Below are 26,364 nucleotides of genomic sequence, written 5' to 3' on the forward strand. Positions count from 1 at the left end.
ATGACGATTGTAGGATATGGCTTTGCATTGGTGGACACTAAGCCCTGAAGAATGGACGGCGATCAGGCTCAGCCTGTGGGTGTCCTCCATCGCCATGTTCGCCAGCCTGCCCTTCGGCATTGCGGTTGCCGTCGCGCTGGCGCGCGGGCGCTTTTGGGGCAAGTCGCTGCTCAATGGCATTGTCCACCTGCCGCTCATTCTGCCGCCCGTCGTCACCGGCTTTCTGCTGCTCATCCTCTTCGGCCGCAAAGGCGCCATCGGCCAGTTTCTAGACAGCTGGTTCGGCATCGTCTTTTCCTTTCGCTGGACGGGGGCGGCGCTCGCATGCGCCGTCATGGCGTTTCCGCTGATGGTGCGCTCCATCCGCCTCTCCATCGAAGCGGTGGACAGCAAGCTGGAAGAGGCGGCCGGAACCCTGGGTGCAAGCCCCCTATGGGTGTTCCTCACCGTCACGCTTCCCCTGATCCTGCCCGGCATCATCGCGGGCATGATCCTCGCTTTCGCCAAGGCCATGGGCGAATTCGGCGCGACCATCACCTTCGTTTCCAATATTCCCGGCGAAACCCAGACGCTGTCCGCCGCCATCTACACTTTCACGCAGGTTCCGGGCGGCGATGCAGGCGCATTGCGGCTGACCATCGTTTCCGTCGTGATTTCCATGTCGGCCTTGCTCGTCTCGGAGTTTCTGGCCCGCATCATCGGCAAACGGGTGAGCATGGAATGACGCTTTCTGTCTCCACCCGCCACCGCCTCGGCTCCTTCGAACTCAACGCGTCATTCACCTCTGATGGCGGCGTTACAGCGCTTTTCGGACGCTCTGGCTCCGGTAAGACGTCGATGATCCGCATCATCGCAGGTCTGCTGCGGCCAGATAGTGGTCAGGTATCGCTTGATGGCGAAGTGCTGGCCGATAGCGGAAAGCGCCTGTTCCTGCCGGCACACAGGCGACATTTTGGTTATGTTTTTCAGGAAGCGCGGCTGTTTCCTCATCTCAGCGTTGCCCAGAACCTGAACTACGGCAAATGGTTCGCTACGGAAAAATCTGAGCGGGCGAATGAAAACCGCATTATCGACATGCTTGGCATCGGCCATCTTCTCCAGCGTCGTCCGAACAAGCTTTCCGGCGGTGAAAAACAACGGGTCGCCATCGGCCGCGCACTCCTGTCATCGCCCAGACTACTGTTGATGGACGAACCTCTCGCCTCACTGGACGAGGAACGAAAGGCCGAGATCATCCCTTATCTGGAACGGCTGCGCGACGAGACGAAAATCCCGATCGTCTATGTCAGCCACTCCATCCAGGAAGTCGCCCGCCTTGCCGACCGCATAGTTGTTATGAAGGACGGCAAGGTGGAGGCACAGGGAAAAGCGGCCGACGTGCTGTCACGGTCGGATTTCAGCGCACATCTTGAGCGACGAGAAGCGGGCAGCATCCTTTCGGGACACATCGAAAGCTTCGATGAAAGGCACGGGCTTGCTGCCGTAAGGCTCTGCTCGTCGCTCCTGCAGGTTCCAGCAAAAGGAGGAACACCCCGCACCCCGGCACGCGTGCTGATACCGGCGCGTGACGTCATGCTTGCCACGGCAAAGCCCGAAGGCCTGAGCGCCCTTAACATCCTCGAAGGCCATATTGCCGGTATCTCCGCCAGCGAAGATGGCATGGTAACCGTTCAGGTGGATTGCGGCGGCGATATTATCCAGTCGCGTATCACCGATCTGTCGCGCGAACGTCTCCAGCTAGAACCCGGGAAACCGGTACATGCGATCATAAAGTCGGCGGCTCTCGATCCGTATTAGTGATGGCGGCATCAGGATTGCGGTTGGCCTCAAGCCAGTCGATATCCTTGCGCAGGGCCTCATTCATCCGCTTTTCCATGCTGCGATACCGTTCAAGCAATTCGGCACCGAATGCGGTCAGCGCGGCCCCACCCCCCTGCTTGCCGCCCCGCTGGGATTCGATCACCGGCTGCCTGAACATATGGTTCAGCGCATCCACAAGCAGCCATGCACGGCGATAGGACATGTCCATCGCTCGGCCGGCGGCCGAGATCGAGCCGGTCTCGACAATCAGCTCCATCAACTCGATCTTACCGTGGCCGAGACGATCTCCGGGCGGAAAATCGATGCGGAGAACGGGCTTCAGTGGCTGATGTATATTGCTCATCGGCTAGAAACCCCGGCCATGAAGATCGTGATAGGCTTTCTGCGCACCGTGCTGCGGCAGAGCCTTCGCCTCGTAAACACCGCGCGCCACTGCGCGCGCCATAACGATGGTAGCGAGATGGCAGAGTTCCGCGAAATGAGCGCCGCCCTCAAGCGGCTTCTCACCGGTCGCAGCCGAAAACATGGTGTCGCCGTCGCTCGGCAGATGGGCGGGCAGCACGGCGCGCGCCAGCCCGTCATGCGCCATGATGGAAAGGCGGTGCGCCTGCGCTTTGGTAAGGACGGCATCGGTGACCACGGCGCCGATGGTCGTCGCGGTGAGGTTGACGCCCTTGAGACGAAGCGCGGTATGATCCGGTTCGAAACGATCAGGAAAACCGCAGTCGCCGAACTCGCCCTGCTCTTCAAAAGGCGCAGACCAGAAATGGCGGCTGGTGCCAACGGTTGCCGAGCCAAGCGCATTGACGGCGACGATGGCCGCCACCTTGTAACCGCCGGAACTGACAGCGCTTGCCGAACCAAGTCCGCCCTTGAAGATGGCGGTGGTCGCCCCCGTTCCCGCGCCGACTGTTCCAAGCCCGAAGGGCTCCGCACGCGCCGCGCTGAAAGCCGCATAGCCCATCTCGCGATAGGGCGAATGCAGCCCCCACTCCTTGTTGCCACCATTCAGCAGATCCATGAGGATCGCCTGCGGCACAATGGGAACACGGGTGGAACCGACTTGCAGGCCACGGCCGATCTCGCGCAGACCGGCCTGAACACCACCCGCCGCATCCAGCCCGAAGGCCGAACCGCCTGAAAGTACGAAGGCATCCACGGTTTCCACCGTCATCGCCGGGTCCAGCAGGCCGGTATCACGACCACCGGGCGCCCCGCCAAGAACCGAACCGGAGGCGATTACGGGTTTTTCGAAAACGATTGCGGTGACGCCGGAGCCGAGTGCAAGATCGGTGACATTGCCGACCAAAATCCCATTGATATCCGTCAGAAGATTATTGCGTGCCGCCATGCCGTTCCCCTTTTCTCCCGGTATCCCGCCGCCACGGGGCACTGTCAACGCAAAAGGTGAATCAGGAAAATACCGCCGTGCCAATCACCGGTGTCGAGGGAATGGCCATATCTCTCGGCTCCAGCGGCCCCGCCACAAAAGCCTGATGCCCTGCCTCAATGGCGCGGGCGAAAGCTTCCGCCATGCCGACCGGGTCACCCGCCCCCGCGACCGCCGTGTTGAGCAGAACGGCATCGTAACCAAGCTCCATCACCGTCACCGCATGTGACGGCCGGCCGATACCGGCATCGACGATCAGCGGCACATCCGGAAAACGCGCCCGCATGGATTTCAGCGCCATCAGATTAAGCGGCCCCATGGCGCTGCCGATCGGCGCGCACCAGGGCATCAGCACCTTGCAACCCGCATCCAGGAGCTTTTCCGCCACGACAAGATCATCAGTCGTATACGGAAAGACTTCGAAACCATCGTCGCAGAGAATTTTCGCCGCTTCGACGAGCGCAAAGACATCAGGCTGCAAGGTGTCGTGATGGCCGATGACCTCCAGCTTGATCCAGTTGGTGTGAAAAACCTCACGCGCCATCTTCGCCGTTAGCACCGCTTCCTTCACGGTATGGCAGCCAGCCGTATTGGGCAGAATGTAACGATCCAGCTCGCGGATCAGCTCAAAAAACTGGCCACCCTTCTTGCCGCCTGCCGTTTCCCGACGCAGCGAAATCGTCAGAATATCCGTGTTGCTGGCCCGCACTGCATCGGCAAGTACGGCGGGAGACGGATAACGCGCCGTGCCGAGCAGGAGGCGCGACGAGACCTCACGGCCATAAAGCGTCAGCATGGCCTCAACCTCCCTGCATCGGCGAAAGGATTTCGACACGGTCGAACGCCTTCAATCGATAATCGGCGCGCTCTTCCGAATGCACCAGATCGCCATTGACCGCCGTCGCCAGCCACTCGCCTTCATAATCGAGGCTGGTGAGTAACCCGGCCAGCGTCTCGGTGGCGAGATCAAGCTCGTCGCCATTCACTAGAAGTTTCATGATCCTGTTCCTTTCCAGAGATATCTTGGCAGACGATTTCAGCCGCCTGCCGCGCCATCGCCGGCGACAGCAGGAAGCCATGCCGGTGGGCGCCGTTGATGAAGACGGTCCGGCCGTCCTGCGTAACTTTCGGCAGATTGTCGGGATAGGCGGGGCGCACGCCCGTTCCGGTCTCGATGATTTCCGCTTCGCCGAAGGCCGGATGTACGGCATAGGCGGCGTTCAGAAACTCCATCATCGAGCGCGCTGAAATGGCTCCGGCATCCTCTGTCTCGATCATGGTCGCCCCCACCATGAAGCGACCCGGCTCACGCGGCACGATGTAAAGCGGAATGCGCGGATGTAAGAGCCGAACGGCGCGCGACAGGGAAACCTCTGACGTGGCTAGATAGAGCATTTCTCCCCGCACGCCGCGAAGATTGGCAATCTCGCCCACCGCCGCAGCGCCGGTGCAATCCACCACCCGATCGAACGGCTGCTCATCCACCGGAATAACCATATGAAACCGCACGCCCAAGCCGCAAAGCCGCGTATGCAGCGATTTGAGTGCAAGGCGCGGATCGAGATGCCCCTCGCCCGGGAAATAAAGCCCGGAGCGGAAACGCCCGGCAAGGTCAGACTCCAGAGCGGCGATTTCACCCTCATCCACCCATCGGTACCTTGCGGTTCTGGATGCGAAACGCGAAAGCTCGGCTTTGTCGCGGGCGGGCGCGACGACCAGCGTGCCGTGTCTGATGACAAGGCCGGGGGTCGCCTCATCCCACCAGTCGAGAGCCGCCTGGCCGAGTGTCAGTACCGCCTCGTCCGCACTTTCACGCTCGCACCAGGGCGCCAGCATTCCGCCCGCATAAAAGGATGCGCCGCGCGAGGCTTCAGCATTGCGCTCCGAAACCTCCACGGTTGCGCCGCGCCGCGCCAGTTCGAAGGCCGCCGTCAGACCGGCGACCCCCGTTCCCTTAACAAGAACACGCATGCTACTGGCCGTCTGCCGGGGTCGCGAGCGGCATGTAAAGCTCGCCACCTTCCTTGAAGCGCGCGGCCATGGCCTCCAGCCCTTCCTTCTGCGCCTCGGCGCGGATGTCGTGGGAAATCCGCATCGAGCAGAATTTCGGCCCGCACATCGAGCAGAAATGCGCGACCTTGTGCGCCTCCTTCGGCAGGGTCTCGTCATGGAAGGAGCGCGCCGTGTCCGGATCCAGCGACAGGTTGAACTGGTCTTCCCAACGGAACTCGAACCTTGCACGCGACAGCGCATCGTCCCGCACCTGTGCCGCCGGATGCCCCTTGGCGAGATCGGCCGCGTGAGCCGCGATCTTGTAGGTGATGACACCGACCTTCACGTCGTTACGATCAGGCAGACCCAGATGTTCCTTCGGCGTGACATAGCAGAGCATCGCCGTGCCAAACCAGCCGATCATCGCTGCCCCGATGCCGGAAGTGATGTGGTCGTAACCGGGGGCGATATCGGTCGTTAGCGGCCCAAGCGTATAAAAGGGCGCCTCACCGCAGGTCTTCAACTGCTTGTCCATGTTCTCCTTGATCTTGTGCATCGGCACATGGCCGGGGCCCTCAATCATGACCTGGCAATCCTTCGCCCATGCGATCTGTGTCAACTCACCGAGCGTCTCCAGCTCGGCAAATTGCGCGGCGTCGTTGGCGTCGGCAATCGAACCGGGCCGCAACCCGTCACCCAGCGAGAAGGAAACATCATAGGCACGGCAGATGTCGCAGATCTCGTCGAAATGCTCGTAGAGGAAGCTTTCCTTGTGATGATGCAGACACCACTTGGCCATAATCGACCCGCCGCGTGAGACGATACCGGTGACACGGTTGACGGTAAGCGGAATGTAATGCAGCCGAACACCGGCATGGATGGTGAAATAATCCACGCCTTGCTCCGCCTGTTCGATCAACGTATCGCGGAACACTTCCCAGTTCAGGTCCTCGGCAATGCCGTTGACCTTCTCCAGCGCCTGATAAAGCGGCACCGTGCCGATCGGTACCGGCGAATTGCGGATGATCCATTCGCGGATATTGTGGATGTTGCGCCCTGTCGAAAGGTCCATGACGGTATCGGCACCCCAGCGGATCGCCCAGACCATCTTCTCCACCTCTTCGGCCATGGAGGAGGTGACGGCGGAATTGCCGATATTGGCGTTGATCTTGACCAGAAAATTACGGCCGATGATCATCGGCTCAAGCTCGGGGTGATTGATGTTGGCCGGGATGATGGCGCGACCCGATGCGACTTCCTGACGGACGAACTCCGGCGTCACATAATCGGGTATCTGCGCACCGAAACTCTCGCCATCACGAGCCAGCTTCTCCTTCGCCGCTTCGCGCCCCAGATTTTCGCGGATGGCGATGAACTCCATTTCCGGCGTGATGATGCCTGCCCGCGCATAGGCAAGCTGCGTTACGGCTTTTCCTTCCGTGGCCCTCAGCGGCTGGTGGCGCACGGCAAATTCAGGCGTCAGCCGCTCGCCAGTGGCAAAGCCGTTATCCTCCGGTTTGACGTGCCGACCGTCGTAAGCCGCGACATCGCCGCGCGCTAAAACCCAGTCGTGACGCAGGCGCGGCAGACCCTTTTCGATCAGAACGTTATGCAATGGATCGGTATAGGGGCCTGAGGAATCATAGACCGTGACCGGCGGTTCTCCCGCCGTCGGGTGGACGGCGATTTCGCGCATCGGCACGCGAATATGCGGATGCAAAATTCCGGTTTTGTGGATTTTCGTGGAGGCGGGATGCGGCCCGGTTGTGACGACAAGCGGGATATTCTTGGCAACGATATTCATCATGAGGCTCCAAAGTTTGACAGTGGAGACCCAGTTCGAGCCGGAATGATGGAAAATACCGACGCGTCGGCAGCGCAAGTTACACGCAATCCGACCTTCGGTCTTTGCACCGTCCCTACGCCAGTATGAACTGGATCAGGTTCAACGGGTCACTGCGCATAAAAGCAGAATCTCAGCCCCTTGACGGGACACCCCTGGTGAATGGACACAAGAGAAAACACCGCCCGACATTTGTCAAGGGTGCTGCTGATGGCTGGCAAAGGTGGACGAACAACAAAAGCGCCGTTAGTGGTAATTAACCTAACGGTTTAGGCGAATATTATCGTTTTCAAATTAACGATAAGCACAAACCATCCTGATGTTAAATTCATGGGAGATAAGTCGGAATGAATGCGACTATTCGTGAAATACTGGCAAAATTCGGCCAGCTTCCTACCCCCGTCGATACGATTGAAAACGAAGCAGATCTTTATGCGGCAGGTCTTTCTTCCTTTGCATCGGTGCAATTGATGCTGGGTATCGAGGAAGCTTTCGATATCGAATTCCCCGACAACCTCTTGAACCGCAAGTCCTTTGCCAGCATCAAGGCCATTGAAGACACCGTTAAGCTCATTCTGGATGGTAAAGAGGCAGCCTGATGAATGTGACCGTTGCGCCGCAGGATGAAACGCTGTCCGCGCGCGCAAGCCGCGTCGCAGCAATTGCCGCCAAACACGCGGACGAGGTGGACGTCACCGGTCGCTTCCCGGAGGAAGCCGTCAAGGCGCTGAGACAAGAGCGCCTTCTCGGCATTCAGGTCCCGTCCTCTCTTGGTGGCGAAGGCGCATCCATACAGCAAATCGCCGATATCTGCGCCCGGCTTGGCCAGGCCTGTTCGGCAACCGCGATGATTTTCGCCATGCACCACATCAAGGCATCGAGCCTTGTGGAACACGGCGAGACAAGCCCATGGCATGCGGGCTTCATGAGCCGCATTGCAAGCGAACAGCTTCTGCTCGCCTCGGCCACGACGGAAGGCGGAATCGGCGGCAATCTGCGCAATTCCATCTGCGCTATCGAGGTCGAAGGAGACATTTGCCGGCTGGAGAAGGACGCCACCGTCATTTCCTACGGCAGCAATGCGGATGCCATCCTCATCACCTCGCGCGCCCACAAGGATGCCGCCCCGGCCGATCAGGTGATGACCGTCTTCCTGAAAGATCAGTACAGGCTCGAGAAGACCCATGTCTGGGACACACTCGGCATGCGTGGCACCTGTTCGGACGGTTTCCTGTTCCGCGGCGAGGCACCGGCGATGCAGATATTCCCAAAACCCTTTGCGGAAATCGCCGCGCAATCCATGCTTGCAAGCTCGCATCTTCTGTGGAGTGCCGTGTGGTATGGCATCGCGTCGGATGCGGTGCTGCGCGCGCAATCCTTCGTCAGGACGGCTGCACGCAAGTCGCCCGGTGTCACACCGCCAGGCGCTATCCACATTGCCGAAATTTCCACCAAATTGCAGGTGGTCAAATCCAACGTCATTGCGGGCGTAAAGGCTTACGAAGACACCAAGAGCGACCCGGACAAGCTGATGTCCATGGCGTTCGCGGTTGCCATGAACAATGTGAAGATTTGTTCTTCGGAAACCATTCTGGAGATCATCGACCAAGCGATGCTGGTCTGCGGCATCATGGGCTACAAGAACGGCACGCCCTACAGCCTTGGTCGACACCTTCGCGACGCGCATTCCGCGCGCCTGATGATTTCCAACGACCGTATTCTCGGCAATTCCGCCAATCTCCTGCTGGTTCACAAGCAGGACACCAGCCTCTTGGGATAAGACCATGGATATGCAAACATCGTTTCTCGATCGACTGTTCGAAGAAGGCCTGCTGATTGAAACGGGTGTCGATGGTCTTTACGGACGCAGCGGCCAGTTCGAGGATGTCATTGCCGCATTCGAACGCCTGATCGACCGCACCGGCGGCCCGGACAGTGCAGAGGCGATCCGCTTTCCGCCCGGCATCAACCGCGCCTATTTCGAAAAGAGCGGTTACATGAAAAGCTTCCCGCAGCTTGCGGGCACGGTGCATTCCTTCTGCGGTTGCGAACTTGACCATGTCAGCCTTCTCAAATCCATGGATGAGGGCGGCGACTGGACAAAGGACCAGAAAGCAACCGATATCGTGCTGACGCCGGCCGCTTGCTACCCTCTTTATCCGACCATCGCCAAGCGCGGCGCATTGCCTTCCGGCGGCGGTCTCTACGACATCCAGTCCTATTGTTTCCGCCATGAACCCTCGAAGGACCCGGCACGTCAGCAGCTTTTCCGCATGCGGGAATATGTGCGCATGGGCACGGAGAGTGATGTGACCGAATTCCGCCAGACATGGATGGATCGCGGCGTGGCGATGATGGAAGCCGTGGGCCTTGAAGTGACCATCGACGTGGCCAACGATCCCTTCTTCGGCCGCGCCGGCAAAATGCTCGCCAACAACCAGCGCGACCAGAACCTGAAATTCGAACTGTTGATTCCCGTCACATCCGCCACCAACCCGACGGCCTGCATGAGCTTCAATTACCATCAGGACGCCTTTGGCCAGAAATGGGGATTGAACCTCGACAATGGTGATGTGGCTCACACTGCCTGCGTCGGTTTCGGCCTTGAGCGCATTGCGCTGGCACTTTTTGCGCATCACGGACTGGATGTAAAAACATGGCCCGAAAAGGCCTTGAAAACACTCTGGGGCTAACCATTCATGCGGCAGATTTTCCCCGGTCTCGATCCCAAAAATTATGTGCAGCACGCGCTTCATTCTTCGGAAAGAATGTGGCCGGAGACCAATTGCTACATCGATTTGTGGATCGAGGTGCTGGCCTCGAAAGGGTTGCCGCCTGAGGCCATGTTCGGCTTCACACTGACGCAGGATTTCGAAGGCGACCAGTTCACCTTCTTCAAAGTGCCGCTGGAAGATCTGGAAGCACTTTATGGCGTTCGCGCCACCGAACTTGCGATCTTCGACCGGGTGGAAAACCATATCGAAGCGCAACTGGAGCGCGGTCGCATCTGCCTGATCGAGATGGACAGCTTCTATATGCCCGATACCCACGGGGTGGGCTACCGGAAGGAACATGGCAAGACCACCATCGCCATCAACCGGCTGGACCTTGCAAACCGGGAACTCGATTATTTTCATAATGCAGGCTTTTTCCACCTGTCGGGCGAAGATTTCGACGGCCTGTTCCAGCATCATCTGACAGAGAGCGAGCCGCCCTTCCTGCCCTATACGGAATTTGCGAAATTTGCAGACAGCAACCCTTCGCCGGCACATATCCGCAAAACGGCCGAACGGCTGCTGAAGTTTCATTTTTCACGGCGACCATCCGACAATCCGGTCAGGTCTTTTGCAGCCGTGTTTCCGGCTCAGGTCGAGAAGGTGGCAGACCGGCCGTTCGGCTTTTTCCACAAATATGCCTTCAATACGCTGCGCCAGCTCGGCGCCAATTTCGAACTGGCGGCGAGCCACCTCGAATGGCTGGACAAGAGCGAATTTGCTGAAGCGAGAGACCACGCGCTGCGCATATCCGAGGTCGCCAAGACCGTGCAGTTCCAGCTAGCTCGCGCCGTCACGCGCCGTAAATTCGACGCGCTCGCCTCGGTGCTCGATCCGGCTGCGGAAGCATGGGATGGTGTGATGGAAGCCCTTGCGGCAAAATTGTCGAACACCAGCGAGGCCGCGTGAGGACTTATCTTCCGCGCGAAAGCGAAAAATTACTAAGCGAAGGCTGGACGCTGACAATGACGTCCGCCAACGCCTGCGAAACGCCCTCGGAAATTCCCGCAACCCTTGAAAGCTTCCACGTATCCGTTCCCGGAACAGTGGCGCAAGCTCTGGAACTGGCCGGAAAATTTGACCGTTTCAATCCGACACCATTGAACGACAAGGATGCCTGGTACCGTCTGACGATGATTTCCGATGTGCGGGAGCGGGCGATCCTGCGCTTCGACGGCCTGTCGACGATTGCAGAAATCTTCCTCAACGGCGAACTGATCGCCGCCAGTCAGAGCATGTTCGAAAGGCTGGAAGTGCCGGTTGAACTGACAGGCGCGGACGAACTATCGATCTGCTTCCGGGCACTTTCGCCAAGGCTCGAAAAAACCGGTCCCCGCGCCCGCTGGCGTCCGCAGATGATGAACACCCAAGGTCTGCGGCTGATCCGCACCACGGCGCTCGGATATATGCCAGGTTGGTGCCCGGAAATCCATGCCGCCGGCCCATGGCGACCCATCAGCCTTATAAGACAGGCAGACGTGCTTTGCACAGTCCGGTCTTCGCTCGACGAAACCGGGACGGGAACGGTCAACATCGCCCTGGAGGTGAACCACAACATTCCATCCGCACGGCTCACCTGCGCTGGTTACAGCACCGATCTTTCCAGAGGTGAAAACGGCGAATTCTTGGGCGAACTCCGGATACCCGATGTCGAGACTTGGTGGCCGCATACCCACGGCAGACCGGCGCTTCATGAAGTCGTTCTGGAACTGGATGGTAAGCAACACAGGCTCGGGCGCACCGGCTTCAGGCGCGTTGAGGTGGATTACGGCGAAGACGGCAACGGTTTCGGCATCCGGATAAACGGGCACCCCGTTTTCTGCCGGGGCGCAGTCTGGACGACCGCCGACATCGTGCGGCTGCCGGGAACAAGACCGGACTATGAGCCTTGGCTTCGAAAAGCTGCCGAGGCCGGTATGAACATGATCCGCGTCGGCGGCACGATGGCCTATGAAACGCCGGAGTTCTTCGCGCTCTGCGATGAACTCGGCATCATGGTTTGGCAGGACGCCATGCTTGCCAATTTTGATTATCCAGCAAAGGATGAGGCGCTCAGCCAGCACGTCGTTACGGAAATCTCGCAGTTCCTCGAGGCGACCGCCCTTTCCCCTTCGCTGACCGTTTTTTGCGGCGGTAGCGAAATGTACCAGCAGGGCGCGATGCTCGGTCTGCCGGAACAGATATGGAAGGGAACCCTCACCGAGACAATTTTGCCCGAAGTCCTGACCGAAAAACGGCCGGATGCGGCCTATGTGGCGAATTCCCCTTCAGGCGGCGCCTTGCCCTTCTTTCCCAATGCCGGAGTTGGTCATTATTACGGTGTGGGCGCCTATTGCCGTCCGCTGGAAGATGCCCGCCGGGCCAATCTCCGCTTTGCTGCAGAGTGCCTGGCCTTCGCCAATATTCCCGAACAGGAAACGCTGGACAGACATCTTCCCGCTCTGGCGGTGCATGATCCGCGCTGGAAGGCGCGCACGCCACGCGATCGCGGCGCTTCCTGGGATTTCGAGGATATTCGCGACCATTATCTGAAACTGCTTTACGACGTTGAGCCGGACGTGCTGCGTCGGGAGGATGGCGGCCTCTATCTCGACATGTCTCGTGCCGTCACTGCCGAGGTCATGGAAGCAACCTTCGCCGAATGGCGTCGCGACGCGTCCCCTTGCCGGGGCGCCCTGGTCTGGACCTTGCAGGATCTCGTTCCCGGCGCTGGCTGGGGTATCATCGATGCCACCGGCAGACCCAAATCCGTCTGGCATGCGCTGAAAAGAGCGTTTCGTCCCATCCAGGTCAGCCTTTCCGATGAAGGCACCAACGGGCTGGACATTCATGTCATCAACGAAACCGGCGACAACCTTGACGCCATGCTGGAACTGACCTGCCTGCGCGATGGCACGCAACCTGTCGTCCATGCCAAACGGCCGCTCACGCTCTCGCCGCGACAGAGCCAGACCATCGCCGCAACCGATTTGTTCGGCGCCTTTTTCGATACGACCTATGCCTATCGCTTCGGCCCGCCCTCCCATGATGTGACGGTAGCCCGGCTCCGCGATGTCGCGACCGGATCTGTCATCGCCGACGCATTCCATTTTCCTCTCGGTCGGAAAAAAGCACTGCACGCCGCCAACCTTCAGGTGGGGGTGAGCGAGGCGAACGGCATCTGGTCGCTCGAGATCGGCACGGACCGGCTGGCGCAATCCGTCCATATCACGGCGCAAGATTACCGCGCCTCGGAAAGCTGGTTCCATCTCGCACCCGGTGAAACCAGAAAAATCGACCTTATCCCGGAGACAGCAACATCCGAAACGCCCCCTTCCGGCGATGTCGTCTCGCTAGGCTCCAGCCGGCGATTTTCCTTTTAGAGCCATCAGCTTCACCGCATCGATGTAGGCTTTTCTGGCCTCAGGCGTTGAAAGATTATGGTCGGCGTCAGGAATAATCGTCAGCGACACATTCCGATAGGCCGACAGGCCCCTGCCATCGGCGTTGAAATAATACCGGAAATGCTCAAGCCCGTCGTCATTGTCACTGTAAAGCAGGCTGATGGACACATCCCTTGTCTTGAGCTTGTCGAAAGCACCGTAGACGGCACGCCCTTCCTCGCTCCCCCGGCGGGAAAGCCTTGCCGTTTTTATCGAAAGCTTCTTGAGCGTCGCCTTGGCGATATTGCGACCAGCGCTCACCACATCGACATCGCCGCTGACGAGACGCTTGAACGTAGCGCCCTGGCGAAAACGCTGGCTGTATTCCCCAAAGGACCGTGGCGGTTTGTGCAGCGCTTCATCGACCGAGCGGCCTTTCCGCCAGTGGAACACAACCGGATTAACCGCAACCACCCCGCTGATCCGGTCATCGGCAAGCGCGCCATTGAAGGCGAGGTAGGCGCCACTGCAGCGCCCAGCAGCAACGACGGGTCCTTTGCCACGCCGACTGAGAAAATCGAGCGCAGCGGCCACGTCGTCATTCTGCGCCGCATCGTAAAGAACCTGATCGGGCGCGTTTTTGACCGGGGGGCTGTCGGCAATATTGGCCGCGTCGAACCGCAGCGAAGCGATACCCTCCCGTGCGAGCAAACGGGCCGTTTGCACGGAAAGCCTGCCCCAACCCGCATGCCGGTCGTAGGCCGCGCCGAGCAGAAGGACCGAGGAGACCGCCACCCGATCGTCAGGCTCGCAAAAAACACCGAAAAGCCGGCCGGCTTCGCCAAATTGCACCGGCTGTTCCAGAAAACCGCGACCGCGCTGCGGAGCGTTGACGATGAAATCCTCCTGCGGACCTGCCGCATCCGTGGTCTGGGTCTTGGACAGGACCCAATCCCGAAGCCGCTTCACCACATCGCCGGGTATTTTCGAGAGTGTAGGACTGGATACGAGATCGTCATATCCCTCAAATTCCGCCTCCCCCACCTCGGCACCAATCGCGGCGAGTTGTTTGGCAAAATCGCTGTCGCTCGCCCGGCCCGGTCTCGACAGCACCAGAATGCTCCGCGCAGGAGCAGTATCCAGCTTTGCAAGATTGACCTTCTTGATAGCATCAGCAACACCCACCGGCATGGCCATGCCTGCAATTGCCCCCGCCTCCGCCATGCGCTGCCCGGGACGAAGACCAAGGCCATCGTCAATCATGGACGACCACATCGCCAGTTCGCGAAGATAGCTCCGACCGGAGACGACGGGCGCCAGAAGCGCCATGGAATCGACGGCCGCCGCATCGGCGAGCGCCTGTATGGCGATCAGACAGCCGAGACCCTGAGCGATGACGACCACCCTGGAACAGCCGGAAAGACGTTTTAGATAATCGAGCGCCGCTCGCGTGTCCGAAAGCCAATCCGCCGCACGGCCGACATCCTCCGGATCGAGCGCATCCCCAGCGCCATGATAGTCGAACCGCAGGCTGGCGACGCCGGCCGCCGCCAGCCGTTCAGCCACAACCCGCTGAAACTTGCGAGTGCATAGTTCCTCCATGCCCCAGGGGCTGACGAAAAGAACCGCATGGTCCTGTTTGACCTCTTTGCGCGCCGGGTGAAAAATACCCGTGCATCCTTGAAAAGAAACCGGATGCGCGATCGACCCATCGGATGCAATGCCCGAGAGCGACAACATGTCAGGGGACGATTCACCGCTTGCACGCTCTGAAATATCTATCGCCATCGACCTTGCAATCACTACGCCTTTGTCGGCTCAACCATTTGCGGGATAACTATACCGGAGCGTCCTAACGTCCTGTTCTACAGTAAAACCAATAACATTAGGGAAGTCTAAAAATGTAGTCGTCTCAATATCGAATGTGGAATGCACGTTACAAAAACAAATATCGGGGATCGTGGGCCAGCCTCGGCACGGGCGCTATTTTGCTCGAAACCGCTTGAATATACTGATAAATAGCGAGTCACATACCTATTTGCAGGAGGGGATCCCGCCACCCGGCAGCCTGACCGTCTTGACACCGCGCAAACCAACACGCCGGGCCCTGCCCGACAGGTCATAGAAGTTTTATATGGAACAAAGCCTTACGCGTTATATCTGGTCGCATACGAAGCGGCAGCAGCTTTTCATTCTGCTGATCGTCGCCCTGTCCATGATCCCCTATTTCCTCGCCTTCGATCTGCCCAAACAGATCGTCAACGGGCCTATTCAGGGAGACGGCTTCGAAGGGGCAAACGCGACACAGCTTTTCATGCATCTCACGGTCGATATTCCCTATTGGGGCACCGTGACGCTCTTCCCCGGGCTCGAACTCAACCGCATGTCGATGCTGATGGCGCTCAGCCTCACCTTCCTTGCGCTTGTCGTCATCAACGGGCTTTTCAAATATTATATCAACACCTTCAAGGGCCGCCTCGGCGAGCGGCTTCTCAGGCGTATCCGTTTCGAACTTATCGATCGGATCCTGCGGTTCCCGCCCACGCATTTCAAGCGGGTCAAGGGTGCTGAAATCTCCAGCATGGTGAAGGACGAGGTCGAGCCGCTGGGCGGATTTACCGGCGACGCCTTTGTGCAGCCGGCGCTTCTGGGCGGTCAGGCGCTCTCGGCACTCTTCTTCATTCTCGTGCAGAATTTCTGGCTGGGTCTGATTGCGGCTTTCATGGCCGCCATCCAGGTCGGCATCATCCCCAAAATGCGCCGTCGCCTCATCGAACTCGGTCGCCAGCGGCAGCTAAGCGCACGCCAGCTTGCCGGGCGCATCGGCGAAATGGTCGACGGCATCGGCACCATCCACGCCTATGACACCTCAAATTTCGAGCGTGCCGATGCCTCGCACCGGCTCGGCGATATCTTCAGAATCCGCTACGATCTCTACCAGTGGAAGTTTCTGGTCAAATTCATCAATAACTTCCTCGCGCAGCTCACCCCTTTCTTCTTTTATGCACTGGGCGGTTATCTCACGCTCAAGGGCAGCCTCGATGTCGGGCAGCTGGTTGCCGTCATCAACGCTTATAAGGAACTGCCAGGACCGCTGAAGGAGCTGATCGACTGGGATCAGGCGCGTCAAGATGTTCAGGTAAAATACGAGCAGGTCTTCGAGCAGTTCGATGCGTCGAACATGATCGATGACAAGGTGCAAAAACTGTCACCGGGAGCAGTCGCGGCAATTGCCGCACCGATCGTCGTCAGCAATCTCACGCTGGAAGACGATAGCGGCAGCCGGCTTCTGGAACAGGCATCGTTGAAGATCGAGGCAGGCGAGGTGATCGCCATCGTCGGTGGATCGGGAGCAGAGGCGCTCGCGGATGCTATCGGCCGCACGCTCTGGCCGACTTCCGGCAAGGTGAGCATCAACGACGTCGACATATTGGAATTGCCTGAATCGCTGACGGGCCGGCGCATCTCCTATGTGTCCTCGGACAGCTATTTTTTCCACGCCAGCCTGAAGGACAATCTGCTTTACGGTCTCAAGCATGCACCGCTTGTCGAAAAGCAATACGAAGGTGCAGCGCTGGAACACCGCAAATGGGAGATCCGCGAAGCCAAGCTTGCGGGCAATCCGACGATCGACATCAACAGCGAATGGATCGACTACGCTTCAAGCCCGGCCGGTGATGGCAAACCGGAAAACCTCATTCAGGCCGTTCTGGCTGTGCTCGACAGCGTGGAACTTTCACAGGATATTCTGGAATTCGCGTTGCGCTCGACGATCGACCCCTTGACCGACCTGCATCTTGCGGCCCGCATTGTGGAACTGCGACATGTCCTGCGCGCCGAACTGGAAAAGGAGAACCTGAGCGGCCTCATCGCTCCGTTTGAGCTGGAGAGCTACAACAGCGAGGCCACCGTGGGCGAGAACCTGTTGTTCGGTACCATGCGCGACTCATCACAGTCGATCAGGACCGTCATAGAAAGCGAATATTTCCGTTCGCTGATGCGCGAAACCGGCCTCGTCAAAACCCTGTTCGAAATGGGGTATACGATTGCCGAAAACATCGTGGAAATCTTCGCCGACCTGCCGGGTGACCACCCCTTCTTCCAGCAGCTCACATTCATGACGCCCGACGATGTTCCGGTCTATCAGCAAATGCTGCAACGTCTTCAGAGCAGGAGTTTCGACGAGGCCAATGAAAGCGAAAGACGCGCGATGCTGCGGCTGAGCTTCTTCTACATTGAGCCCCGGCAGCGTTTCGGCCTGCTGTCACCGGAAATCATGAACCGGATCGTTGAAGTCCGGCACATGTTCCATGAAAACCTGCCGGACAGCCTGAAGAACGTGATCGAAATCTACGATCCGACGAAATACATGAGTGCCACCAGCCTTCTGGACAATATTCTCTTCGGCAAGGTCAGCCATCGTTATACCGACGCATCACGGCGCATCACCCACATCGTGGCCGAGGTCATGCGCAAGCAGGGCGTCTATGAGCGTGTGCTTGCGGTGGGTCTGGATTTCAACCTCGGCGCCGGCGGCAAGCGGCTCGGGCCACTCCAGCGGCAGAAGCTCAATCTCGCAAGGGCGCTGATCCGCAAGTCCGACTATTACGTCTTCAATCGCCCCCTTCCCGGCCTCGATCCGCGGCAACAGGAGGAAATTGTCGAACGGGTCATCACATTCCTGAAACAGAACAATAATAACCCGGCGATCGTGTGGGTTCTGTCGAATGCGACGCTCTCGCGCATGTTCGACCGGGTCATCGTCGTCCATCAGGGCCTTATCAGCGCTGATGGAAGTTACGAGACTCTTGCGCAGGAAAACGGTACATTCAAGGATATGGTCGCAACATAAATCCAAGAAAGTGACCGAGGTGGAACAAGAACAGGGTAAGGCAATGCTTTTCAAAGACGAAATTCAAATGCTGAAACGCGTCCCGTTTTTTTCGGAAATGGAACCGTCGAAGCTCAAACTTCTCGCATTCGCATCCGACCGCGTGTCCTATCACACCGGCGACATGTTGTTCCGGCAGGGAGATGTCGGCGATGCGGCCTACGTCCTTTTGACCGGCAAAGTGGATGTTCTGGTCGATTCTCCGTCGGGCACGTTAAAAGTGGCCGAAATGACCGGTAATGCGATCGTCGGTGAAATCGCCATTCTCTGCGACAGCGTCAGAACCGCAACCGTGCGCGCCTCCACCAACGTGGAAGCCCTGCGTATCGGCAAGGAACAGTTCTTCAAGCTCATGTCCGATTTCCCTGACATTACCATCAAGGTCATGCGCGTTCTTGCCGAACGTCTAACCCAGACGACGACGGAGCTTAGCAAAGCGCGTGCAAACGCGAGAACATGAGCCGCAATTTCTTGCTACCGTGGATGGCGATGTTGGAAAAATAAATGTCGCACCATTGCAATATAAATGAAATGCTGACTGAATAAGGGTAAGGGCGTCCGCCAAAAGAGAGCGGATATAATAATCTGTAGAGACAACGGGCTTCATGGGAGGAAGCGTGCAAGATTCCGTTGTAATCGGGGTGTGTCATGGCGTTCGATTCCGACATAGTAAGTCGGGAAGGTAATAAAGATTTTCGGGTAAAGATCTGGGGTGCGCGGGGAACGCTTCCTGTTTCAGGTGAAAACTTCCGAAAATATGGCGGGAATACCATCTGCATCGAGGTACGATGCGGAGATCATGTTCTTTTGTTCGACGCGGGTTCGGGGTTACACCCTGCTGGTCTGGCGTTGCGGGCGGAAGGTATTACCGACGTCAACCTGTTCTTCTCTCACTGCCATTACGACCACATCGTCGGCTTTCCCTATTTCAAGCCGTTCTACAATAGCTCCAACGATGTCGCCATCTGGTCGGGTCATCTTGCTGGCACCATGACAACGCGGGAAATGCTCAAGGACTTCATGAGCCCGCCATGGTTCCCCGTACCGCTGGAAGTCTGCTGCGCAAAAATGGCAACCCGTGACTTTATGCCGGGCGACGTCCTGGATGTTCATCCGGGCCTCTCGATCCGAACTGGAATGCTCAATCATCCGGGCAACGCCATCGGGTATCGCCTGGACTGGGCGGGAAAGTCATTCGCCATCATCACCGATACGGAACATGAACCGGGCAATATCGACAAGAACGTGCTTGATCTGATCAAGGACGTCGATCTCTTCCTCTACGACGCCATGTTTACCGATGAGGAGATGGGCCTTTATCGCGGTTATGGCCATTCGTCCTGGCAGGAGGCGATCCGCCTTGCCAAACTGGCAGGCGCAAAAAATGTCGGCTTCATCCACCACGCCCCAAGCCGCAGCGACGATGAGCTGGATGACATCGAAAAACAGGCAAAAGCCCAGTTCAGCGGTGCATTCGCGACAATGGACGGCCAGATCATCGACCTCTGATCGCGGTCACCAATCTCGTGTTACTGGCGTGCGTTTGACGCTTTTCTGAAGCCTGATTTGTATCATGCGGCGAACAGACGTTCGAACACGCACAATTGACCATCGCCGGCCCATTGCTCCACGATATTGCCACGAGATACCCTGCATTAAAGACACCAGAGCACACTTAATGATGATTCTGCGCCAAATGACCGCATGATGGGATTTGCATGATCCGTTTCTTTTCGGAGACCAATTTGAGACGCGCCCGGATCTTGTCCGGCCTCATCATTTTTGCCTTTGTATTTTCCCATCTTTTCAACCATTCGCTCGCTCTCATCTCCATCGATACCGCCGAGCGGGCGCGAAAATGGTTCAGCCTGATCTGGCTCAATCCCGTCAGCAGCCTGCTGTTTTATGGGTCGGTTGTGGTGCACGTCTGTCTTGTCCTGCGCTCGCTTTATCAGCGCCGGACATTGCGCATGCCGCTTCGCGAAGCGCTGCAAGCCATACTTGGCCTGTCGATCCCGTTTTTGATCATCAGCCACGCCGTCAATATTCGCGTGTCGCACATGATCTACAACATCGACGTGGGATATTACTCGGTCGTTCGCCGGCTCTGGATCAACAACCCGATGGCCGGCGCGTGGCAAAGCCTCGCATTGATCGTGATCTGGACCCACGGGTGTATCGGCCTGTTTTTCTGGTTGCGTTACCGGGACTGGTATCCCAAAATTGCCGGGATATTCATGACTGTGGCGGTGATGCTGCCTTTGTTGGCGCTTCTGGGCTTCAGCGATGCCGGCCGCTGGCTGGAGGAGGTGGACAGAAAATACTCGCTTCCTCCCGGGCTTGCAGATACCACCGTTCAAAGAGACGACATACCGTTACAACGGGAGATGGAGACGCGTATCCGTTTCGTTACCGACGCAACGGAAGCGATTTTTGTCGGCGCGGTCATGCTGGTGTTCGTCTTGCGCGGCGTGCGCAGCTGGCGACAGAGATCGACGGCTATCGAGATCCGTTATGAGCATGGCGCGCAAGCGCGCGTCCCTGCCGGGCTCAGCATTCTGGAGGCCAGCAGACTCGCGGGCGTACCGCATTATTCCGTATGCGGCGGCAAAGGACGCTGTTCGACCTGCCGGGTCAGGATTGTCGAAAGCAAAGGTCCGCTTCCGCCTCCCGGAGATATCGAACAAACCACTTTGAGGCGCATCCATGCCGATTCAGATGTGCGGCTCGGCTGCCAGTTGCGGCCCACCCAGGATATTGGAATAGCGCTTCTGGTATCACCGCCCCAACAGAGCGACCTGCCAGCGGATGCGCAACCGGCACGGCCGGGCAAGGAAGAGGAGATCGCCATCCTCTTTTGTGATATCCGCAATTTCACCGCGCTTTCCGAGGCGAAACTGCCATATGACGTCGTGTTTCTTCTAAACCGCTACTTCACCATCGTCGGGCAGGCCGTAGAACAGGCCGGAGGACATCTCGACAAATTCATCGGTGATGGCGCCATGGCTCTTTTCGGACTTGGTGACGATGCAGAAAATGCCTGCCGCAACGCCATGAAGGCCGCCGCTATCATATTGCGGGAGCTTTCAATCCTGAATGAGGGACTGGAAAAACAATTTGCCGTCCGGCTGGAAGTGGTGGTAGGCATCCACGCTGGCCCGACGATAGTCGGCGTCATGGGCTATGGCGCAGCGAAAACCCTGACCGCCATCGGCGACACCGTGAATGTGGCGAGCAGGCTGGAATCCAAGGCCAAGGAATTCGGCGCCGCCATTGTCGTTTCCGAACCCGCCATCATTCAGGCGGGACAGGAGATTGCCGATCTGCGAAGCGAAAAAATCGCCATTCGCGGGAGAAACTCGCAAATGAAAGTTTTCCTGCTCTCGAAAGAAGAGAGCGAGCGTTACCTATAAGGCAACCCCGGCGCTCTCTCTGACGGGCCATCCGGCCTCAAATCTTGCGATAGAGAAAATAACGGTCGGTCGGCACGCTTTCCGGCACCGGCAGAGGCTTCAGCATGGGATGATCCAGAGGCAGACCGCTGACCGCAACGCCGCCTTTTGCCAGCATGCCCGCGGCAAGGTCCGGCAGCCATGTCAGGGTAATGGCATCCTTTTCGGGGTAGCCCGTGCCGATATCGGCATGCACCATGGCCGCCTCCACACCGATGAAGGCGGGAGCGGTTTCCGATATTTCACCGATGACGAGATCTTCCTGCGCCGGAACAGACGAGGCGTGTGCGCCCATGGCCCTGTCGAAGGCAACGATACGGCGTTGCGGAAACAGTTCGCGCAAATGATTGAACGTCCGCCCGTTTCCAAGGCCGATTTCCATGATCGCGCCTTCGTCAGGCAGATCAAGATCGGCCTTGACGTGGTTGAGGATATCGCACTGCGCGGTCAACCGGCGAATGAAACTGTCCAATCTGCTCATAGTCCGTCCGTTCATGAATTCCGGGCATTTTCAGTAAAAGCGTATGGCGATGTTGCCGGAAATGCCCGGGAGAAGGCGATCAGGCCTTGATGATGTGTTTTGCGGCGATATCCCGACGTGCGAAGACGTTTCGCGTATCGATGATCAGCGGCGACCATTCGCAAAGAGCGGCATAGTCCACATTGTCGTGATCGGTCGCGACCAGAACAGCGTCAAAGGCGCTGACGGTCTGCTTGTCCCAAGCCACGGATTTCATGCCCATCAGGTGGCTATGTTCCCGGGTTTTCGGGATTTCTGCCACGTGCGGATCATAATAGGCCGCTTCGCCGCCGCGCTCCTGAATAAGTTCTATGAGTTTCAGCGAAGGACTTTCACGAATATCGGGCACATTCTTCTTGTAGGCGAGACCGACCACCAGCACCTTGGAGCGGCTGAGCGCCTTGCCGGAACGGATGTCGAGGGCTTCCGCAACCCGTCCGATGACATGACGCGGCATGCCGGTGTTGATTTCGCCGGCGAGCTCAATGAACCTCGTCGGCAACTCGTACTCTCGCGATTTCCAGGTGAGATAGAAAGGATCGATCGGTATGCAGTGGCCACCAAGACCCGGGCCGGGATAAAACGGCATGAAACCGAACGGCTTGGTTTTCGCCGCGTCGATCACTTCCCAGATGTCGATGCCCATGGCCTCATAGACGACCTTGAGTTCATTGACGAGCGCGATATTGACAGCGCGGAAGACGTTTTCGGTGATTTTCACCGCCTCGGCCGTGGCGTTTGTCGAGACCGGAACGATCTTCTTGACCACTGAGCCGTAGAATGCCGCCATCAGTTTTCCGGCAGCCTCGCCATCGCCTGCAACGACCTTTGGAATGGTCGAGGTCTCGAAGTCGCGATTACCGGGATCTTCCCGCTCGGGCGAAAAACCGATGAAGAAGTCGACGCCGGAGACAAGTCCGGTAGCTTCCAGAATGGTCTTCACAACTCCGTCGGTCGTGCCGGGATAGGTGGTCGATTCCAGCACCACAAGCTGCCCCTTGCGCAGATGCGCGGCAATGTCCCGGCAGGTCTTTTCGACATAGGAGAGGTCCGGCTCGCGATATTTCGTCAGGGGCGTCGGCACGCAAATGGCAATCACATCGCATTCAGCCAGTCTGGAAAAATCAGACGTTGCGATGAAGCCATCATCGCGCCTGACGCTTGCCAGCACCTCGTCCGAAACCGCCTCGATATAGCTGCGGCCGGCATCGATCGCGACCATTTTACCGGGATCGATATCGAAACCGACGACCTTGAAACCGGCCTTGGCGATCGTGATGGCTAGCGGCAGACCGACATAGCCAAGGCCGATCACCGCCGCTTTGGCGCTCTTGTTTTCGATGCTGGAAAGCAGGTTCTGGGAAACGACTGGGGAAGTCAAAGCGTGTCACGCTCCGCGCATGTGCAAAAGATGCTTTTCAGTTGGGCAAGAATGGTCAGGCTGTCAAGGCTCTGCCCTCTCAAATTCCGGTTGACGCCAGAGCCATGGGCGACGCACAACCATCCGGATGAGGATCGCTTTTTATTCACCGCTCAAATCGCCCAACCATCCCGTTCCCTCCGGAGACCGGCTGATGGCCCGCCTGCTGATGCAGGCGATGGCGATGGGCGGCCACGATGTTTCCGTCGCTTCCGAGCTGCGCAGCTTTCTCAAACAGGCTGACGATCCGGCGCGGTCCTTGCTTGCCGATGCGGCGACGCACGAAATCGAGACCATCACGGAGCGCTGGCAGCGGGAAGGCGCGCCGGATCTGTGGTTTTGTTATCACCCCTATTACAAGGCCCCGGACTTGCTCGGGCCGGAAATAAGCAGACGTTTCGGTATTGCCTACGTCACCGCCGAGGCCTCCTATTCCCCCAAGCGCAATGGCATGGGCTGGCAGGCGGTTCAGGACGAGTTACTGGCCGCATTGAACGCTGCCGCCATCAATATCTGCTTCACCGCGCGTGATCGCGACGGGCTTGTCCGCGCCTCTCCCGCACTCCGCTCGGCGATGTTGGCGCCCTTTATCGATGCCAGTAATTTTCTTGAAATTGCTCCGCGCCCCACACCGGGAAAACTCATCACCGTCGCCATGATGCGGGCGGGCGACAAGTTCGACAGCTATCGCGCGCTTCGCGAAGCGCTTGCGCTGTTGCCTCAGGACTTGAAGTGGACATTGGATATCATCGGCGACGGGCCGGAACGCGCTGCCGTACAAGCCATGTTTAGCTCTTTCCCCGATCGCCGTCTTGTCTGGCACGGAGAAAAAAACGCAAACGAAATCGCAGAACTTCTTTCAAAAGCATCGGTTTACGTCTGGCCGGGGCATGGCGAAGCCTACGGTCTCGCATATCTCGAGGCACAGGCTGCGGGCCTGCCGGTTATCGCCGAAGCGGTGGCCGGCGTCCCCGAAGTGGTAAAATCCGGAACCACCGGATTACTGACACCGGAAAATGATACAGCCGTCTATGCTGGAGCAATCGAAACTCTGCTCGGCGATGACAAGCGGCGGGAGGACTTGGCAAGGGCAGCCCGCCAATTCGTAAAAAATGAACGATCTCTGGAAAACGCCGCAAGAGAACTGAACGATATCCTGTTGCGAGCAAAGGCACGAACATCATGAGTCTGGAAACACTCGTAGCGGCACTGGATGAATGTGGACGACGCGGCATAACCGCCGATCTCTGGCTCAGGGACGACGATGCGGTGGAACCGACACCGGCGCTCGACACGCTGCTCGATCTTTGCAGCAGCTTTTCCGCGCCGGTCACGCTTGCGGTTATCCCCGAGATGACGACGGACAAGCTCGCGCAGCACCTGGATACGACTGACATTGCCCATGTCGCCGTGCATGGCTGGTCCCATACGAACTATGCCACAGAGAAAGAAAAGAAACAGGAACTCGGATCACACCGTTACCTGTCCATCGTTCTCGACGAATTGCAATCCGGGCTGGAAAAACTGCACGATCTGCATGGCAGGCGTTTCGTGCCTATGCTCGTTCCGCCGTGGAACCGCATAGATGCCAATGTGGTGCAGGGACTGGCAGACCTCGGATATCGAGCGCTTTCGGTTTTCGGCCCGGAGAAAGACGCCGTGCCACCTTGCCTGAACACCCATGTCGACGTGATTGACTGGCACGGCAGCCGCGGTGGGCGCGAAGACGACATCCTTTTCGCCGAGACCGCCGCCCGCATCCTGCAGACTGCGGAGCACGGCGGCACGACCGGCATCCTCACCCATCATCTCGTGCATGATGACAACGTCTGGCGTTTTCTGAAACGGCTGTTCGAAATTACCGGCAAACATCCTGCCGCGCGCTGGCGTTCCTCGGCGGAACTCATCAACCAGATATCACCATGACTTCCAGGCAATCAGCAAACCACCCGTCTTGGTGGCAAGTTCGCGCCTGACAGCTTCGACCTCCTGCAACGCGGCGCGATCGGCAAGAGAAGCGGCAACAAACCCCGCTGGCGCAAGGCTGATGCTCCCAGCCCGAGCGATAACGGTAAAGATCAGCGGACCCGTCGACCACCAGGCTGGCGCACGCGGCATTTCCTCAAGAATCCTCGGAAACGCCTCCAGCATCCTGCGGAAGACCGGATGGCCAGCAGGTGTCGCAATGAAAGAGTTGGCAAGAAGCATGCTGCCCTGCCCGGTATCGCGCGGTGTTTCTTCATCAAACGCCGTCAGCCCTACCATTGGCAGGAAAGCATCGAAACTCGCATCATCCCGCGCCGGATACCAGTCGCAATCAAGATAGATGCCACCAAAACGCTCCAGCACGACATAGCGGGCCACATCGACAGCGCCGGGATAATCGCCATCTTCCAGCATCGTCCTGAAGACGTCATTCGAAAACACGCCTTCCCGCTCAAGATCGGCCTCCCGCCAGAGGTGATATTCGTAACCATGCGAGGCGGCATGGGCGGCCCAGGCCTTGACCGATACGGGCGGGGCCTTGTCTCCGATCCAAATCTGGTGGATGCGCCTGGGCACGTCCTCCCTGCTTTTCAGATTGATAGCGCGGTGCTCCTCCGGGGAAAAATGCGCATATTTTGCAAGCACCTGCGGCGGCGGAACCAGCGTGTATTGATAGCCGATCCTCGCGACCACATCGCCTTCAGCCTTGGCAAGACGCAGCCGTGCCGCATGCAGCCTGCGCGGCAGACCGAGCACTGTCCGCTCACCCATCAGGTGCCCGTCCTTTACTGCAACCAGCGATAAGAGAAGCGCATGCGCTTCCGCATATTGTCCTTGGTTTTGCAACTGCCGGGCTCTATCCAGCTGGGCATCGTAATATTTCTTGTCGGACATGGATCCTCACCCGGGAACG

Annotated in this window: 23 protein-coding genes and 1 riboswitch; of the genes, 13 read left to right on the forward strand and 10 right to left on the reverse strand. The window is 58.3% G+C overall.

Translation table 11 applies throughout. From position 1 onward, the window contains the following. Window positions 1-16 precede the first annotated feature (16 nt). Both modB and modC read left to right on the forward strand, forming a co-directional pair. Window positions 17-724 carry a molybdate ABC transporter permease subunit gene (gene modB / locus ACQZ63_RS19790; protein ID WP_113556180.1) on the forward strand — a complete coding sequence of 236 codons (708 nt, stop codon included), beginning with the start codon at window positions 17-19 and terminating at the stop codon, window positions 722-724. Continuing rightward, window positions 721-1,797, forward strand: a complete 1,077-nt coding sequence (gene modC, locus ACQZ63_RS19795; protein WP_113157560.1) for a molybdenum ABC transporter ATP-binding protein — start codon at window positions 721-723, stop codon at window positions 1,795-1,797. Before modB ends, modC begins: the two co-directional genes overlap by 4 nt. Here the strand turns inward: modC and ACQZ63_RS19800 are convergent. From ACQZ63_RS19800 to thiC, 6 genes are all read right to left on the reverse strand, one after another. Further along, the gene (locus ACQZ63_RS19800) at window positions 1,766-2,164 is read right to left on the reverse strand and encodes a winged helix-turn-helix domain-containing protein (protein ID WP_013636838.1); all 399 of its coding nucleotides are present in this window, start codon (window positions 2,162-2,164) and stop codon (window positions 1,766-1,768) included. The two genes, modC and ACQZ63_RS19800, sit on opposite strands and share 32 nt — an antisense overlap. A 3-nt stretch (window positions 2,165-2,167) precedes the next feature. Next, on the reverse strand, window positions 2,168-3,172 hold the full coding sequence (locus ACQZ63_RS19805; protein WP_113556179.1) for a P1 family peptidase: 1,005 nt from the start codon (window positions 3,170-3,172) through the stop codon (window positions 2,168-2,170). A gap of 61 nt (window positions 3,173-3,233) precedes the next feature. After that, window positions 3,234-4,007, reverse strand: a complete 774-nt coding sequence (locus ACQZ63_RS19810; RefSeq protein WP_003516825.1) for a thiazole synthase — start codon at window positions 4,005-4,007, stop codon at window positions 3,234-3,236. 4 nt (window positions 4,008-4,011) lie between these two features. Then, the gene (thiS, locus tag ACQZ63_RS19815) at window positions 4,012-4,209 is read right to left on the reverse strand and encodes a sulfur carrier protein ThiS (RefSeq protein WP_003516823.1); all 198 of its coding nucleotides are present in this window, start codon (window positions 4,207-4,209) and stop codon (window positions 4,012-4,014) included. Next, window positions 4,178-5,182 (reverse strand): glycine oxidase ThiO, encoded by a 1,005-nt coding sequence (gene thiO / locus ACQZ63_RS19820; protein WP_113556178.1) that lies wholly within the window; start codon window positions 5,180-5,182, stop codon window positions 4,178-4,180. The genes thiS and thiO overlap by 32 nt, the downstream gene beginning before the upstream one ends. A gap of 1 nt (window position 5,183) precedes the next feature. Continuing rightward, complete coding sequence (gene thiC, locus ACQZ63_RS19825; protein ID WP_113556193.1) at window positions 5,184-7,007, reverse strand: phosphomethylpyrimidine synthase ThiC; 1,824 nt, start codon at window positions 7,005-7,007, stop codon at window positions 5,184-5,186. Window positions 7,008-7,101: 94 nt separating this feature from the next. Further along, a riboswitch (TPP riboswitch) is annotated at window positions 7,102-7,213 on the reverse strand. Window positions 7,214-7,393: 180 nt separating this feature from the next. Between thiC and ACQZ63_RS19830 the strand changes: the two genes are divergently transcribed. From ACQZ63_RS19830 to ACQZ63_RS19850, 5 genes are read left to right on the forward strand one after another with little or no spacing between them, the layout of a single operon-like run. Next, the gene (locus tag ACQZ63_RS19830; RefSeq protein ID WP_003492279.1) at window positions 7,394-7,645 is read left to right on the forward strand and encodes an acyl carrier protein; all 252 of its coding nucleotides are present in this window, start codon (window positions 7,394-7,396) and stop codon (window positions 7,643-7,645) included. Next, a complete protein-coding gene (locus ACQZ63_RS19835; RefSeq protein WP_113556177.1) occupies window positions 7,645-8,826 on the forward strand; it encodes an acyl-CoA dehydrogenase family protein in 1,182 nt (393 codons plus the stop codon). The genes ACQZ63_RS19830 and ACQZ63_RS19835 overlap by 1 nt, the downstream gene beginning before the upstream one ends. Before the next feature lie 4 nt (window positions 8,827-8,830). Next, a complete protein-coding gene (locus tag ACQZ63_RS19840; protein WP_013636844.1) occupies window positions 8,831-9,739 on the forward strand; it encodes an amino acid--[acyl-carrier-protein] ligase in 909 nt (302 codons plus the stop codon). Window positions 9,740-9,745: 6 nt separating this feature from the next. Further along, window positions 9,746-10,729: a DUF1839 family protein gene (locus tag ACQZ63_RS19845; RefSeq protein WP_113556176.1), complete on the forward strand. Its 984-nt coding sequence runs from the start codon at window positions 9,746-9,748 to the stop codon at window positions 10,727-10,729. Next, entirely contained in the window at window positions 10,726-13,182 is a 2,457-nt protein-coding gene (locus tag ACQZ63_RS19850) for a glycoside hydrolase family 2 protein (RefSeq protein ID WP_113556175.1), read from the forward strand. Before ACQZ63_RS19845 ends, ACQZ63_RS19850 begins: the two co-directional genes overlap by 4 nt. On the opposite strand, the gene ACQZ63_RS19855 is transcribed toward ACQZ63_RS19850, so the two are convergent. Then, window positions 13,153-14,970 carry a serine aminopeptidase domain-containing protein gene (locus tag ACQZ63_RS19855; protein ID WP_113556174.1) on the reverse strand — a complete coding sequence of 606 codons (1,818 nt, stop codon included), beginning with the start codon at window positions 14,968-14,970 and terminating at the stop codon, window positions 13,153-13,155. The genes ACQZ63_RS19850 and ACQZ63_RS19855 overlap by 30 nt on opposite strands. 346 nt (window positions 14,971-15,316) lie before the next feature. Between ACQZ63_RS19855 and ACQZ63_RS19860 the strand changes: the two genes are divergently transcribed. The 4 genes from ACQZ63_RS19860 (at window position 15,317) to ACQZ63_RS19875 (ending at window position 21,486) form a co-directional block, all read left to right on the forward strand. After that, entirely contained in the window at window positions 15,317-18,034 is a 2,718-nt protein-coding gene (locus tag ACQZ63_RS19860) for an ABC transporter ATP-binding protein (protein WP_003516808.1), read from the forward strand. A gap of 43 nt (window positions 18,035-18,077) precedes the next feature. Beyond that, window positions 18,078-18,533 (forward strand): cyclic nucleotide-binding domain-containing protein, encoded by a 456-nt coding sequence (locus tag ACQZ63_RS19865; protein WP_003516807.1) that lies wholly within the window; start codon window positions 18,078-18,080, stop codon window positions 18,531-18,533. Between the two features lie 188 nt (window positions 18,534-18,721). After that, a complete protein-coding gene (locus ACQZ63_RS19870; protein WP_019566087.1) occupies window positions 18,722-19,582 on the forward strand; it encodes an MBL fold metallo-hydrolase in 861 nt (286 codons plus the stop codon). Between the two features lie 209 nt (window positions 19,583-19,791). Then, on the forward strand, window positions 19,792-21,486 hold the full coding sequence (locus ACQZ63_RS19875; protein ID WP_003516805.1) for an adenylate/guanylate cyclase domain-containing protein: 1,695 nt from the start codon (window positions 19,792-19,794) through the stop codon (window positions 21,484-21,486). 37 nt (window positions 21,487-21,523) lie between these two features. Here the strand turns inward: ACQZ63_RS19875 and ACQZ63_RS19880 are convergent, their stop codons facing one another. Together ACQZ63_RS19880 and ACQZ63_RS19885 are read right to left on the reverse strand one after the other, a co-directional pair. Further along, on the reverse strand, window positions 21,524-22,006 hold the full coding sequence (locus ACQZ63_RS19880) for a class I SAM-dependent methyltransferase (protein WP_448799390.1): 483 nt from the start codon (window positions 22,004-22,006) through the stop codon (window positions 21,524-21,526). Between the two features lie 79 nt (window positions 22,007-22,085). Then, a complete protein-coding gene (locus ACQZ63_RS19885) occupies window positions 22,086-23,426 on the reverse strand; it encodes a nucleotide sugar dehydrogenase (RefSeq protein ID WP_162763650.1) in 1,341 nt (446 codons plus the stop codon). A gap of 127 nt (window positions 23,427-23,553) precedes the next feature. Here ACQZ63_RS19885 and ACQZ63_RS19890 point away from each other — a divergent pair, with 127 nt between their 5' ends. Together ACQZ63_RS19890 and ACQZ63_RS19895 are read left to right on the forward strand one after the other, a co-directional pair. Next, window positions 23,554-24,651 (forward strand): glycosyltransferase family 4 protein, encoded by a 1,098-nt coding sequence (locus tag ACQZ63_RS19890; protein WP_111796525.1) that lies wholly within the window; start codon window positions 23,554-23,556, stop codon window positions 24,649-24,651. Next, a complete protein-coding gene (locus ACQZ63_RS19895; RefSeq protein WP_113556173.1) occupies window positions 24,648-25,391 on the forward strand; it encodes a polysaccharide deacetylase family protein in 744 nt (247 codons plus the stop codon). The genes ACQZ63_RS19890 and ACQZ63_RS19895 overlap by 4 nt, the downstream gene beginning before the upstream one ends. Here the strand turns inward: ACQZ63_RS19895 and ACQZ63_RS19900 are convergent. After that, the gene (locus tag ACQZ63_RS19900) at window positions 25,383-26,345 is read right to left on the reverse strand and encodes a glycosyltransferase (protein ID WP_162763649.1); all 963 of its coding nucleotides are present in this window, start codon (window positions 26,343-26,345) and stop codon (window positions 25,383-25,385) included. The genes ACQZ63_RS19895 and ACQZ63_RS19900 overlap by 9 nt on opposite strands. Between the last annotated feature and the right edge of the window lie 19 nt (window positions 26,346-26,364).

Source organism: Agrobacterium sp. CG160-95, assembly GCF_053521725.1.

Coding starts and splice junctions, on each gene's coding strand:
- modC (WP_113157560.1), top strand. CDS start 721: ATGACGCTTTCTGTCTCCACCCGCCACCGCCTCGGCTCCTTCGAACTC.
- ACQZ63_RS19840 (WP_013636844.1), top strand. CDS start 8,831: ATGGATATGCAAACATCGTTTCTCGATCGACTGTTCGAAGAAGGCCTG.
- ACQZ63_RS19830 (WP_003492279.1), top strand. CDS start 7,394: ATGAATGCGACTATTCGTGAAATACTGGCAAAATTCGGCCAGCTTCCT.
- ACQZ63_RS19880 (WP_448799390.1), bottom strand. CDS start 22,006: ATGAGCAGATTGGACAGTTTCATTCGCCGGTTGACCGCGCAGTGCGAT.
- ACQZ63_RS19895 (WP_113556173.1), top strand. CDS start 24,648: ATGAGTCTGGAAACACTCGTAGCGGCACTGGATGAATGTGGACGACGC.
- ACQZ63_RS19800 (WP_013636838.1), bottom strand. CDS start 2,164: ATGAGCAATATACATCAGCCACTGAAGCCCGTTCTCCGCATCGATTTT.
- ACQZ63_RS19870 (WP_019566087.1), top strand. CDS start 18,722: ATGGCGTTCGATTCCGACATAGTAAGTCGGGAAGGTAATAAAGATTTT.
- ACQZ63_RS19810 (WP_003516825.1), bottom strand. CDS start 4,007: ATGCTGACGCTTTATGGCCGTGAGGTCTCGTCGCGCCTCCTGCTCGGC.
- ACQZ63_RS19805 (WP_113556179.1), bottom strand. CDS start 3,172: ATGGCGGCACGCAATAATCTTCTGACGGATATCAATGGGATTTTGGTC.
- ACQZ63_RS19875 (WP_003516805.1), top strand. CDS start 19,792: ATGATCCGTTTCTTTTCGGAGACCAATTTGAGACGCGCCCGGATCTTG.
- thiS (WP_003516823.1), bottom strand. CDS start 4,209: ATGAAACTTCTAGTGAATGGCGACGAGCTTGATCTCGCCACCGAGACG.
- ACQZ63_RS19860 (WP_003516808.1), top strand. CDS start 15,317: ATGGAACAAAGCCTTACGCGTTATATCTGGTCGCATACGAAGCGGCAG.
- ACQZ63_RS19835 (WP_113556177.1), top strand. CDS start 7,645: ATGAATGTGACCGTTGCGCCGCAGGATGAAACGCTGTCCGCGCGCGCA.
- ACQZ63_RS19890 (WP_111796525.1), top strand. CDS start 23,554: ATGAGGATCGCTTTTTATTCACCGCTCAAATCGCCCAACCATCCCGTT.
- ACQZ63_RS19845 (WP_113556176.1), top strand. CDS start 9,746: ATGCGGCAGATTTTCCCCGGTCTCGATCCCAAAAATTATGTGCAGCAC.
- thiO (WP_113556178.1), bottom strand. CDS start 5,182: ATGCGTGTTCTTGTTAAGGGAACGGGGGTCGCCGGTCTGACGGCGGCC.
- ACQZ63_RS19900 (WP_162763649.1), bottom strand. CDS start 26,345: ATGTCCGACAAGAAATATTACGATGCCCAGCTGGATAGAGCCCGGCAG.
- ACQZ63_RS19865 (WP_003516807.1), top strand. CDS start 18,078: ATGCTTTTCAAAGACGAAATTCAAATGCTGAAACGCGTCCCGTTTTTT.
- thiC (WP_113556193.1), bottom strand. CDS start 7,007: ATGAATATCGTTGCCAAGAATATCCCGCTTGTCGTCACAACCGGGCCG.
- ACQZ63_RS19855 (WP_113556174.1), bottom strand. CDS start 14,970: ATGGCGATAGATATTTCAGAGCGTGCAAGCGGTGAATCGTCCCCTGAC.
- modB (WP_113556180.1), top strand. CDS start 17: ATGGCTTTGCATTGGTGGACACTAAGCCCTGAAGAATGGACGGCGATC.